At 43.2% G+C, this 13,100-nt stretch carries 7 protein-coding genes; 2 read left to right on the forward strand and 5 right to left on the reverse strand.

Going from position 1 to position 13,100, the window contains the following annotated elements; all coding sequences use genetic code 11:
- The first annotated feature begins 12 nt into the window (after positions 1–12).
- Positions 13–2,157: a hypothetical protein gene (locus ACFQ21_RS24170; RefSeq protein WP_377583540.1), complete on the forward strand. Its 2,145-nt coding sequence runs from the start codon at positions 13–15 to the stop codon at positions 2,155–2,157.
- 74 nt (positions 2,158–2,231) lie between these two features.
- Here the strand turns inward: ACFQ21_RS24170 and ACFQ21_RS24175 are convergent, their stop codons facing one another.
- Together ACFQ21_RS24175 and ACFQ21_RS24180 are read right to left on the reverse strand one after the other, a co-directional pair.
- Positions 2,232–5,198: an AsmA family protein gene (locus ACFQ21_RS24175; RefSeq protein ID WP_377583542.1), complete on the reverse strand. Its 2,967-nt coding sequence runs from the start codon at positions 5,196–5,198 to the stop codon at positions 2,232–2,234.
- Between the two features lie 240 nt (positions 5,199–5,438).
- The gene (locus ACFQ21_RS24180) at positions 5,439–6,872 is read right to left on the reverse strand and encodes an aldehyde dehydrogenase family protein (protein ID WP_377583544.1); all 1,434 of its coding nucleotides are present in this window, start codon (positions 6,870–6,872) and stop codon (positions 5,439–5,441) included.
- 136 nt (positions 6,873–7,008) lie between these two features.
- Here ACFQ21_RS24180 and ACFQ21_RS24185 point away from each other — a divergent pair, with 136 nt between their 5' ends.
- Positions 7,009–7,848 (forward strand): hypothetical protein, encoded by an 840-nt coding sequence (locus tag ACFQ21_RS24185; protein ID WP_377583546.1) that lies wholly within the window; start codon positions 7,009–7,011, stop codon positions 7,846–7,848.
- Between the two features lie 33 nt (positions 7,849–7,881).
- Here the strand turns inward: ACFQ21_RS24185 and ACFQ21_RS24190 are convergent, their stop codons facing one another.
- The 3 genes from ACFQ21_RS24190 to ACFQ21_RS24200 all read right to left on the reverse strand — a co-directional run bounded on the left by ACFQ21_RS24190 (position 7,882) and on the right by ACFQ21_RS24200 (position 13,054).
- On the reverse strand, positions 7,882–8,589 hold the full coding sequence (locus tag ACFQ21_RS24190; protein ID WP_377583548.1) for an OmpA family protein: 708 nt from the start codon (positions 8,587–8,589) through the stop codon (positions 7,882–7,884).
- An 11-nt stretch (positions 8,590–8,600) separates the two neighbouring features.
- Positions 8,601–10,634 (reverse strand): OmpA family protein, encoded by a 2,034-nt coding sequence (locus ACFQ21_RS24195; RefSeq protein WP_377583550.1) that lies wholly within the window; start codon positions 10,632–10,634, stop codon positions 8,601–8,603.
- A gap of 116 nt (positions 10,635–10,750) precedes the next feature.
- Positions 10,751–13,054 carry a patatin-like phospholipase family protein gene (locus tag ACFQ21_RS24200; protein WP_377583552.1) on the reverse strand — a complete coding sequence of 768 codons (2,304 nt, stop codon included), beginning with the start codon at positions 13,052–13,054 and terminating at the stop codon, positions 10,751–10,753.
- Positions 13,055–13,100 lie beyond the last annotated feature (46 nt).

Genomic DNA, 13,100 nt, shown 5'->3' on the forward strand with positions numbered 1-13,100 from the left:
TCTGAAATAAACATGCGATTTAACTTATTGGTCCTGTTCGTACTGCTCAGTCAGTACGGATGGGCACAAAAGTCTTGGAAGACTTTTTCCGCTGAACAAGGCGCTTTCTCTGTCGACTTCCCGGGCGATCCGGAAGTAAAATCAGTTAACCGGCCAACACCCGAAGGCATCGACATCAAAGTAAATATACATATGGTAACGGCTGAGTCTGCAATAGCCTATGTTATCTACAACGAGTTCCCTACCGGTTTTAATATACTGGATGACTCGCTATACCTGCAGGAGGTAGCACGAGAAACCGTATTGCGTATGAAACTCGATACTTCTGACATTAAAAAGATAACCTTTGACGGATACCCTGGTCGCAAGTTCAGCTCCAAAGTAAAAGATGGTGTTACCGACATGCGTGTTGTACTGCGGGGAAACAGAGTATATATAGTAGCCGGATTTTTCCCGAACAAACGGAAAGATGATCTCGCGAAATTTATAAGCTCTTTCAAATTCACTCCCTACAAAAAAGCAGAGTGGAAATCGCACCAGTTTGCCGAGTATTCTTTTTCAGCCGATTTTCCCGGAGAACCGGTTCTTGAGGAAGATGACGAAAGCGGAAGCACGATGAAAGCCTATTCGGGCAAGGATATAAACAGCGGTAACAATTACTCGGTTGCTATTGAGTCGTATTCCAAATACGATCAGTTTGAAAGTGATAGTGCTATACTGGCTTCACGCACCGAACTATATACATCGGCTTATGACTCTGTTCTCTTAGATCGCGATGTAGTAGTGGATGGACGACCAGCTAAAGAAATGATTTTACTACAAGGTAAAAATCATGCGCAGTTACGCATATTGACTTTTGCAAGAGGATTGACGGGCTATACGTTGTTTGCCTTTTTACCTCCTTCTGAAATTAAGAGTGATGACGCGAATCGCTTTTTCAAGTCGTTTAAATTTATCGGAAAGGCTAACGGTGATTTACTGAGTGATAAGTCTGCGCTCCTGCTGAAAGATATAGTAAGTAAAGATACCGCAGTATGGAAACCAGCCGCGGCAGCCTTTAGCAACTATGCATTTAAAGAGAAGGATGTGGAGGCTATTCACAACCTCATCAAACAATCTTACTCGGATGATCGCGAGCCGGAAGGCAGTCGCAAGGAGATAATGTTTGATGTACTTGATGATATAGCTTCTGAAAAGTCAGTTGCTTTTATTGAAAAGATATTCCCGTCACTTAGTATAAATCCTGCGCTGGAGTTTGCTGCGCTCCGCGCTCTTTCGCAGATAGGTTCCAAGCCAAGTCTTACCGCACTGATTAAACTGTTGGAAAAACATAAGCCTGTGGCGGAAGGAGAGTGGAGCTATAATTTACTTTTCAGTCCGTATCGTATCGATTCTGTTAATCAGAAATTCTTCCTCCTGAATACTTTAAAGTATTTACCAGTTAAAGCGTACAAAACAGGAATATATACACTTGCCGAACATCTGCTTGAAAACAAAACACTTGCCATCACAGAACTATCTGCACAGAAGAAAATAATCGTACAGGATTTTCAGGCAGATAGTGAAGTATATCTCCGTGATTCAACGTATCAAAGCCTATATTACCTGACAGAGATATTAGGCTATGAACCACAAGCTCCGGCTGAAATAGCAACGTTAAAAAAACTTACCCATGGCTTTGATGACTATATGGCGGTGGCTGCGGCAACAACGCTCTTCCGCCTGAAGCAAACTCCGGATGAGGCTCGCGTTACAGAGCTTGCCCGTAATCTTCCTACACGTGTTACATTCTTTTCGGGCTTGCAGGAGCATTCGCTTGAGCAGCACTTTCCTAAACAATACGCTAACCAGGATAGCCTGGCTGTTGGTGAATTTTATGATTACCTCGTAGGTGAATATGACTACTCGGAAGATTTCAACGTAGAGATCGCGTACAAAGCAGAGTTAAACTATGAAGGCGCGAAGAAGAAGTTTTATGTAATGCGCTTTCACGATACTTATGAAGATGTAACCTATCTCGGTGTGTGTGGTCCGTATACAACCGATAAACTCCAGGTATGGGGTGGCTTAACCAATTCTGATTTTGTAAAAGATACCGGAAAAAATTACAAAGCATACCTCGATAACTATCTGAAGACTTTAGAGGAGGCTGAGTAAGTAAAAGCTAATGACGTAAATAAGAAAGCCAGGCATGTAGCTATACCTGGCTTTCTTATTATACTCCTTACTTCTTAATTTTTCTTCTTCTTCAGCAATCCCTTAATCAGGCTCTTCGCATCATCAACTTGTTTCTGTTGCTGCGTTTGTGTTGTATCTGATTTGGTTTTGCTGGTATCTGATTTACCAAGTATACTACCAACGATCTTCTCAGCTTCCGTTCCCTTCACTGCTTTCTCAATTGCTTTAGTACCTTCTTCTTTGGCAACGGCAGTAGCTGCTTCTTTAACCTGTTGCTTCTGCTCATCCATAATAAGTTTCGGTGATGGATTGGTAACAGAACCACCCAGACCTATAGTAACCGGAACATTTCCATTCGGGTCTGTTTTAGAGCCTGTCTTCTCGGCCAGGAAACCGTTGAGTTGTGTGCCAAGTTTACCAGCCGGTACATCCATTTTCAATGTATAGTCTATAGATTGATCGATACCCGTGCTGCCGGTAACAGTAGTTTTATAGTTACCGAATTTCACATCGAAAGGTTTTACACTCAGTCTTCCGTCTTTTATAGCGGCAGACATCAGCACATCTTTCATCGTTACTTCATTGGCATCACTGAGTTTGGTAAGCGAAGTGATACCAGATATAAGTTTGGAGTCTTTCAACGCAGCCTGTGCGATCTTGATCAAACCACCACCATTAACGGTTGCCATATTAGGCATCATATCTTTCAACAACTCACCGCTGATCTTGAAGTCGGTGGAGAAGTTACCGTTTACCATACCCGCTATAGGAGCGTAGGTTGATACAAGTGATGATGCGCTTGATGCTTCTTTCATCGACACATTTTCAATCTTCAGACCAAGATCATATTTAGGATGTGCTATATCTTTTGTGTTATAGGTACCATCCACTACAAAGCTACCGCCCAGCATGTTGAATTTCAGTCCGCTCAGGTTAGCAACACCGTCTTTTACCAACACATCACCCGAAGCATTAGTCATGGTATAGTTCATAAGCTTAACGGTTTTAACATTAGACTTTAGCAGGAAGTCTATATTTTGAGGTACCGGTATAACACTGAGTGCAGCTGTATCAGCCGCCGCAGCAGGCTCTTCGGTATCGCTCATAAACTCGTTAAGATCGAGTAACGTTGAATTGAAATTTACTACACCTTTAATGGTTTCGTTCTTGCCGAATATATAGCCAAGGTAATTCAATACAGAACCACTTACGTTGAAATCACTTTTACCAATGGTACCGTTCACATTCTGCAATTCAATTTTCTTCGGATCGAAAACCATTCCTGCCTGCGATAATGTAACGGTAGGAAGATCTTTGGTTACATACTTGAAATCTTTCAGTGAAGCATTACCACTGGTTGGTAATTTGTCGTAACGCTCGGCCTGTACATCAGAATATTTACCTTTCGTTTCGATATCGGCTTTTACTTTACCTGCCAGCGTCATACCTTCTACCGGGAATACTTTCGTCATCTTCTCCAGATCTATACCTCCTTTAGCTTTTAGATCCCAGGTATAGTCATCCAGGTTTTGAAGTAATAAGTCAGCACTGAATTTTTCACCATCCATCAGCACGCTGAAATCTTTAACCGTAATAAAGGTCTCAGCCAGTTTACCGGATGTATTTTTAACGGTTGATGTAAAGTGCATGTCTTGCAGCGGCAGCGGGAACTCAGCTGATTTTACATATCCGCTTGCGAGCGACATGGCTGCATCTATAGCAGGAATTGTTTTCTTCAGACTGTCATATACACCTTTTGCATTCAGGTTTATAGCATAGCTACCTTTCATTTCCAATCCTTCCATCGGGAACATTTTGCTCAGCTCGGCAAGGTTCAATTTAGCAGCTACTGTTGCATCTACATTGGTAGGATACATTTTGGTGATGAGTGCTTTTGCATCTACCGGATTGGAGCCAAAATCAAGGTGAAGTTTTTTCAGATCGATAACGGTGTTATCAATTACACCATCTTTATTATCTACCAACAGATCTACATTTATATTGTTAACCGGTGTTGGCAGCTCCGGATATTTAAACATAGCGTCTTTTACCAGCAGGTTCAGGTTAAAAGCCGGCATCTGTTTTTCGCTATAGGTTCCTTTTACAAAACCATTGAAAGCCAGTTCTCCTTTTGTCTCAATGTTGTTAAAGCTTTCGGTATACATACCTGGAACCAGCGACAGAATGCTCTTGAAAGAATTCTCCGGGCTCTTGAATGCTATATCCATACCGAAGTCGTTCTCGTTCATTTTAAACCAGCCATCGAAGCTCATCGCAAAGTCATTAAGCTTGGCTGTGTTCTCCTTGAAAGTATATTTAGTATACTCTTCACTGATGGAAATAGTAGCATCGATCTCGGCACGCTTGTTACTCAGGTACTCGGTACCATCAAATGCAACGGTAACGGTATCCGCCACAGTCTTTGTTTTCAGATCGAATACATCCTGTGTGAAATCTCCGGAGCCACTGTGGTTTACACCTTTCAGACTCATCAGGAATGGAAGTGACTGGTCATCGTAGGTGATGTCACCATCAACAATTTCCCAGTGATCTATACCGAATGAGAAGTTGCTTGGTTCTTCGGTAGTTGTTACAGTATCTTCAGAAGGAACTGCGATATCATAGTTTGCACGACCATCTTTCAATACTTTAACATTGATGATGGGGCGAATAAGTGATATACCTTTTACACGGAGTTGATCTCCGAACAGAATTTCTTTCAGGTTAACTTCTACTTCAAAACTTTCGGTAGCGAAGAGAACTTCACCTTCAAACGGTGCGCGATTAATAACACCGAGGTCGCGCATCTCGGCTGTTATATTCGGAAAGTTTCTGAACAACGTCAGGTCAAACTTTTCAACATCGTATACAACGTCTGCATTTACCGACTTGTTGATTTCTTTGTTGATTGCAGCTACAATGTCATCTTTAAAAGCTATAGGGATGATAAAAGCGGCAGCCAGAAGGAGTACAATTAACCCCCCTACAATGATGAGGGTCCATTTCAATGCTTTTTTCATATCAAAAATTTAGAACTTGGTAAGTTTCGTGTTTAAAACGTCAAACATATAGTTGAATGTGTACGATGTGTGTCGTGTGAATAAAGTTTTGTACCATCATAGTTTTATGTGCTATGAATTGTGAACTCAAATTTAGTAAACAGACTCCTGTATTTTTTGGTATTTAGACGAAAGCTTCTTTTAAAAGCACGTTTGCAACGTTGGGCGGGATAGACGTGCTAATAATCGGAAAGTAGTGGGCTAGAAAAGCTTTAGAAACCAGTCCATTAGCTTTTTCGACAGGCTGGTATAGGGCGGGTAGAAGGGTTGAATAGATGTGAAACCTCCTTTTTGTTTCATAACAGGTTTGTCGTGCGAAAAGGCCTGAAACCCGAAGTAGCCATGCGAGCTGCCTATGCCACTGTTGTTAACACCGCCAAAGGGAAGGTTGTGTTGCAGAAAATGAACGGCACAATCGTTAATACAAATGGCTCCGGAAGAAGTCTCCTGAATAATTTTTCTGCGATCGCTTTTACTGCGGGTAAATATATAGAGGGCGAGTGCCTTGGGTTTTGTGTTAATAATTTGGACCGCTTCATCGATATGGGTATAGGAAATAACCGGCAGTATAGGACCGAAAATTTCTTCTTCCATAAGCCGCGCATCGACAGGCACATGGCTTAATATCACCGGGTGTATAAATCGCGTGGCCTCATCAATGCTTCCTCCAAACTCAAGTTTAGCTCCGTGATATAGTGTGTCTTTCAATAACTCGTTAACACGTGAAAAGTGTTTTTCATTTACGATGCGACAATAGCTTGCCGATGTGTCAAAGACATCGCCACCCGCGGCAAAGTGTTTTCTGATATATAGTTTCAGTTCTTCAATCAATGATTGCTTTACACTTTCATCAACCAATATATAGTCTGGCGCAACACAGGTTTGTCCGTTGTTAATAAACTTGGCTACCGCGATACGTTGCGCTGCTTCTTTAATGTTGGCAGAAGCCGTAACGATGGTAGGCGATTTACCGCCAAGCTCCAGCGTAACCGATGTGAGATTTTCTGCGGCAGCCTTCATTACCACTTTGCCAATAGCAGGACTGCCGGTAAAGAATATATGATCGAACGGAAGTTTTAACAGGTGTTGTGATACTTCCGGCCCGCCTTCAAATACAGATACACGATTCACTGGAAATATATCTTTCACCATGCGACTCAGAACCGCTGATACGTGAGGCGTTAATTCCGATGGCTTGAGTATAACACTATTACCTGCTGCTATAGCAGATACCAGCGGACCAACAGCAAGACTGAATGGATAATTCCACGGAGATATAATGAGACATATACCACGCGGTTCGGGCTGTATATAGGAGCGTGTACCCAGCATGGTGATGGGCGCATCGACCTTGCGCGGTTGTGCCCATGTTTCCAAAGAGGAAACAGCAAGTTTGATTTCGCTGAGTACGTGAAAGATTTCGGTGCCGTCTACTTCAACGGCTGGCTTTTTAAAGTCATTGTAGGCCGCTTCATGGATCAGCGTCCGGTTGGCGTGAATCCAGTCGCGTAGTTTTTTGAGGTATACCTTACGCTGTCGCAAAGGCTCCGTACGCATTACATGCAGACTATCGTGATGAAGTTTGAATGCTTCATGGATCACATTTTTTACGTCTGTGTCGGCAATGGCCTGCATATACTAAATGTAGGCAAAAATCTCAGGAGTCAAAATCACGCAATCAGCGTCCAGACATTACTCAAATGTTAACGAATACTTGCTTAGTGTTACATTTATATTAAATTTGTTAACGGTAAATTAACATTGGCGTAACATGAAGGGACTGGTGTTGATATTCTTTTTGCCAATACTTGCATTAGCACAAGATGTTACCTTTACGTCCCAGCCAACCTCTTCGCTTCATCATTATCTTGAACTTTACAGCACTACCGATGAGCAGATAGCCACTGCTGATGAACTGCTTGCCTTTGTTGATAAACTTTCAGTAAAGAAAAATGGCTTTAAAACCGATAAGGCATTTCTGAATCACCTCTTTACAAAAACACACCAGCGTTTTCTGCGCAACTATAAAGAGTACTCATCTTTTAACGAGTTGCTGGACAAAGGATATTACAATTGTCTTACGGGCACAGCCCTATATGCCATACTGCTCGATCATTTTGAGTTTCCCTATCGCATTATCGAAACCAACTACCACATCTTCCTGATGGTGGAAACATCTGTCGGAGATGTATTGCTCGAAACGACAGATCCTGCCACGGGCTTTACCGATAGTAAATCTGAAATAGAAAAGCGTATCCATGTATACCGCAGGAACGAAATAGAGAAAGCAAATACGGATAAACGTTATTATCACTTCTCTTTTGATTTATACAACGATGTGAACCTCGATGAAATGCTGGGGCTGCTATACTATAACCAGGCTATAAAAGCATACAACAATCATCAGTGGGTTAATTCGATAGCATACCTGGAGAAAGCATCATTGCAGTATAGATCACCACGACTGGAAGAATTCTCGCGCATCATTTTGCTTTCACTGGCAGAGAGTAAACTGGATCCTTCACTCAAGGAAAACTATATTCGCAAAGTACAAACCGTGCGTAAGCATAAATTGGATACACAGGCAAATGCTACTGCCGGCAGCTTTTAAGCTGATCTTCTTTTCTTAAAAAATTATTGTTGATTAATTCTCCAGGATACGAAGTTCTACCCGGCGGTTTAATCGGTGCGCTTCCGGTGTATCATCGCGTGACAGCGGTTGGGTTCCGCCAAATGCTTTTGTCTTTACACGACTCTTGTTGATGTTTTTGGATACTAAGTACTCTTTTACTGCCTCAACACGGGCCTTGGAAAGCTTCATGTTTTCTTTTGCATCACCCAGGTAATCGGTGTGGCCTTCGAGCTGAATTACCATTGTAGCATTCTCCTTCATCATCTTCACCACTACATCCAGTTCTGAGTAGGAGTCTTCGCTGATCTTCGATCGGCCCACCTGGAAGATCACGTTATCAAGACGCATAACATGACCTACAGAATGTTTACTCGCACTGGCAGGGGTACCTGTGGTAAGCTCTATATCTTTCAATACTTTGTTACCATTGGCCTCGGCCGGATCAATTAAATACTTGGCGGTAGTATAGCCGGGTGCTTCTACTATAAGCGCGTATTTTTCATTATCGAAAAGTGGAAACGAATAACGGTTGTTATTCAGCGTACCCATTTTGTTCCCGTACGGAAGACTCTGATAGGTAATGCGGGCTGTTACAGGTTCTTTGGTAGTTGCGTTAATAATATTGCCCTCTGCATATATAAGCGAATCAGCAGATTGACCAAATGCCAGACTGATGCTGAGTATACATGCAACGGAGAATGTAAAAAACGTATGAACCATTGGTTATGAAATTACAATTTCAAGATCCTGAATTCTACCCTGCGATTCTTCTGTCTTCCTTCTTTCGTGTCGTTCGTATCGGTAGGTTTACTTTCACCGAAGTACTCGGTTGTTATGCGATCGCTCGCTATACCTTTTTCAACCAGGTATTTCACAACTGCCTTTGCTCTGCGCTCCGACAAACCGAGGTTATATTGCTCAGGACCGGTGGCATCGGTGTGGCCTGATATAGTGATCTGCATACCACTCTTTTCCTTCATCAACTCCGTTATACGGTTCAACTCCGGAAATGATTCAGGTTTTAATTCAGCTTTATCGAAATCAAAGAATACGTTGTTCAATACAATCGTTACGTTCTCTTTAACGGTTGCCACTTCAATAGGCGACAGGTTGAAGTTCTCTCCTTCAATAACTTTATCGGAAGTTATATTCCGGAGGTCAAGGTTCTGGCTCTCTGAAATTTTACCATCAGACTCTGCGCGTATACCATACTGGTGGCCGGCTGGCAAACGAATTTCATATTCACCGGTTTCGGGGTTAGACTGTGCTATACCTATATCTTTACCTTCTGGCAATCGTTCATAAATGATCTTGGCTCCCAACGGATCGCCTGTAGCTTTGTCAACCACTTTTCCTTTAACTGTAACCCATGGCTCCGGATTCTTCACGATTGGAAGTTTCACACGGAATATATCGGTGTTGGTTTCTGTAACACCGCGCGAGTAGTAAGCGAAGTCGCTGTTGGCAGGAATGTTAAAGAAGAGATCTTCAAGCGGTGAGTTTATTTCCGGTCCTAGATTTTCCGGCTCAGACCAGTTTGTCCAGGTGTCATCGAGTCTTCTGGATACATATATATCTGTACCACCGTAACCACTGAAGCCGTTTGATGAGAAATATAGTGTCTTGTCATCCGAAGCGAGGAACGGAGCTGACTCTTCGCCTGCCGTGTTAATCACATCACCCAGGTTGAGCGGTTGAGACCAGGAACTGTCGTTGTTCATGAAGCTGACATAGAGATCGCGATCTCCCTGCGAGTCTTCACGCTCTACTGACATCAACAATGTTTTACGATTGTTGGTGAGGAAGTAGTTAGCTTTCTCGTTAAAGTTATAGTCGTTGGCAATGTTAAGAGCTACAGGTTTGCTCCATGAGCCACCCACATTCGAGCTGATGGAAACACCGGCACGCATCTTACCATTGTCGAGGTATTTATTACCCAACACCATAATAGCGGATCGGCCATCGGGTGTAACAGATTGGATCGTGTTTACAAAGTTAGGTCCTTCGTTGTTGAACGGAGCGCCCATATTTTTGGCAAGCTGCCAGCGGCCGGCGGAGTCCAGTTCGGAATACCATATATCTTCCTTGTCAGAAACACCTCCTATGTTTTCCGGGTGATTTCTGCGACTGAAGTATAGCGTTTTACCATCGGGTGAAAGCAGTGGATTAAGCTCACTATATTCACTGTTTACATTTTTATCAAGCGCTTCAATGAGTATACCGGACGCGAGTAACTGCATCTTCGGTATATCAGCAATAATAGGATAGTTGGAGTCAGAGATTGCCACGGCATCTATACCGAAGTATCCGGGTACCGCAGCGCCATCAAATTCTATTTTTACGGCAGCAACTTTATAGGTAGTGGCGTCCATAAATACGTTCAGCATCCTTCCCTTTAGCGGTACCGTCATCGGGTTTAATGTATTCACCACATATTCTTTACCGGCTTCATCATAAACCAGCACACGGAAGATGGCACTCGGGTTATGCGATTCGGCAATAGCGATCTGGCGAATGCTGATCGGATTGGCGAATCCTAATTTTAAAAATTCTTTACGCCCAGGTTTATCGGGTGCCCATGCGTTAGGACTTTGTCCACCTGCCGGGAGTACATTTGGTTTACCCAGTACCTGCTGTGCAGAGTACTGGACAGGAGTGAGCTCAGATGAAAACTCTATAACCTTAGTTGCCCACTGCACAACCTGTGCACTGGAAGTAAGAGTAAATGAGATGAGTACTGCGAGGGTAAGTAAAATCCGCTTCATGCCAGAGCGCCTGTTAAATTGAACTTTAAACATAGCTAAAAATTTTATAATGAAGTCGAATCGACTGGTAAAAAGACGAATGAGTAATAACGAAAGGTAAATGGACTGTTAAACTTTTACTCCAGCGAGTGCCGGTTGTACAGAAGAAATCCCACATGCAACAGTACACCCAACTGGTTCTCATCATCATCGTAATAGTTAATACTCAGGCTCACCGGTCCTATAGGAGCATGGTATACAAAGCCTGCAGACCCGGCAAAGAACAACGATTTTATATCGCGGCTAATATAGGCTTCCTGGTTGCTGCCCTCCTTTATATAATCAAAGGGTTTAAACAAGTATCCCTCCAGGCGAAAATCTACACGCGTGCGCAGTGTGAAGATATTGCGTATACCCCCGGCTACATAATTGAACGATCGGAAGTTCTCAAGGATCAACGTTCTGCTATCCTGTAGTGGCAGGAAGGCCGGGGTATTGATGATGGTACCAAAGTAATTACGGAAGAAGGGTTGATTGGAGAACACGGCTTCCGCTACGTAGCCGGTATGAAACCAGCCTGCATTAAAGTACTGCTCGGCACTGGCACGTACGCGAAACCACTTGTGATAGAACTTCATCTTGCCCTCGTGTATAGAGGTGTTGCCGGGAGTATAGGACTCCGACAGGTTGAAGTAATCGCCCGTTAATGAATAAGCTTTGCCGCTGGATGCATACTGCTTCCGATTTAATGTGTTGGCCGAGAAAGTAAAGCCGGCTTTAAAACCTTTGATGCGCTCAAGGTCTAACGTATCCGTGCTGATAAATATATCTCCGTTAACATAGCGGTCAGTGTTGTTGAAGCCTTCGATGCCTACGGTACATTTGAAGAATTCCTTGATAGGCATACCTATATGTACCCCGAACTTGCGGTTGATGCGCGAGAGTACCGTAGGTGTGGTGGTAGACGATACATCTTTCAACAGGTCGCCATTCTCGAAGTAGTTCCAATTGTTATACTCTACAAAAGGTTCTATATATAGCTGGTTTGGATAGTCGATCCGCACTTCAGCAATCCCCGATTTATAGAAACTTCCAGTTTGAAAAGCGGTATAGTAATGCTTGAGTGTGCGCCCGAAGTGATAGTAATTAAGCCCGAGAAATATATTGCTGATATCGCGCGAAGCGATAACACCACCAAAATCAACCTGGAAATTTTGCTGCGGTCTGCGCGAAAGTTGAAAGTTAAATTTCTTTGTGGTGCTGTCGTATAGTATACCCGGATATACATTCGAGAAGTAATCCTCTGCCACCAGCTTGAAGTATCCTTTCTTTATATCGCTATAGAATAAAGGTTTGGCAGATCCCGGATGTACTTTGAAAAGCTTGCGGATATAGGCTCGCTGCGATGAATTAAAACCTTTAAAGGCGAGTCTGTCAAACTCTATCGGCACACTTCTGTTGTTAAAGGCATTTCGCTTTTCGGCTACAGCCTCGCATGTATTTCGTTTGGCAATTTTGCTTTTCAGTTCCTCAATTTGCCGCAGGGTTTGTGTATACCCGCTGTCGATAAGATTTTTTGCTTTGGCAAAATCGAAAGAAGTAAATCCCTTCAGGTTGGGCTGAATAAAAATACCGCTGTCTCCGATCATAGACGGATCAGATTTATCCATCAGCATAAAAAGAAGCGATCGTGATATCAGCTTGTCGTCATTATCATACGGATATTCATCAAAGATCTTGGTAGATACATTTACCCCTATAATTACATCGGGCTTGAAGTCGCGCTGTGCTATATCTACAGGAAAGTTATTATATACCCCGCCATCGAAGAGATACTTTCCATCTACCCGAATAGGGTTGTAAAAGAACGGCACGGTTTGGGTGGCACGGAGCGCATCACTCAGCGATCCTTTGGATAGTACTACTTCATTTTGTGTGAAGATGTCGGCTGCAATAACACGCAACGGTACAAAGAGACTGTCGAAGTTATTCTTCGATATAACAGAGGCTTGTGCCATGCGATCGGCCAGCGCAAAGTTCAGCGATACATCTTTGGCAAGACTGGTGTTGAATTGAAAGTTAAGCGTTGAGTCAAGATCGAGTGTGAGCTTTAAGAATGTAGGCGTGACGTCATTCTTATAGTAGAAATAGTTGAAGCCTTGTTCGGGCGAACCGTTTACCCATCCGAGAAACTCCGGTGAGAGTATCATGTGTTCGATCTGCTCGGGACTCATTCCCCCGGCATAGCAACCTCCGATGATGCCACCCATGGAAGTGCCTACAATGTAGTCGATGGGAATCTCGTTTTCTTCCAGCGCCTTCAGAACACCAACATGGGCAATGCCTTTAGCTCCACCTCCGCTCAATACAAGTCCTACCTTCTGCGCAAATGTCAGGCAGGAGGGTAGGAGTAAAAGGAGTATAAAAAAACAACGCTTCATTGAAGATGAGGGATCGCTCCGCTTCTCTGACAAAAAACGTCAGAGA

Origin of the sequence: Ohtaekwangia kribbensis (assembly GCF_042676245.1) — a bacterium.
Taxonomy (GTDB): Bacteria; Bacteroidota; Bacteroidia; order Cytophagales; family Cyclobacteriaceae; genus Ohtaekwangia; species Ohtaekwangia kribbensis.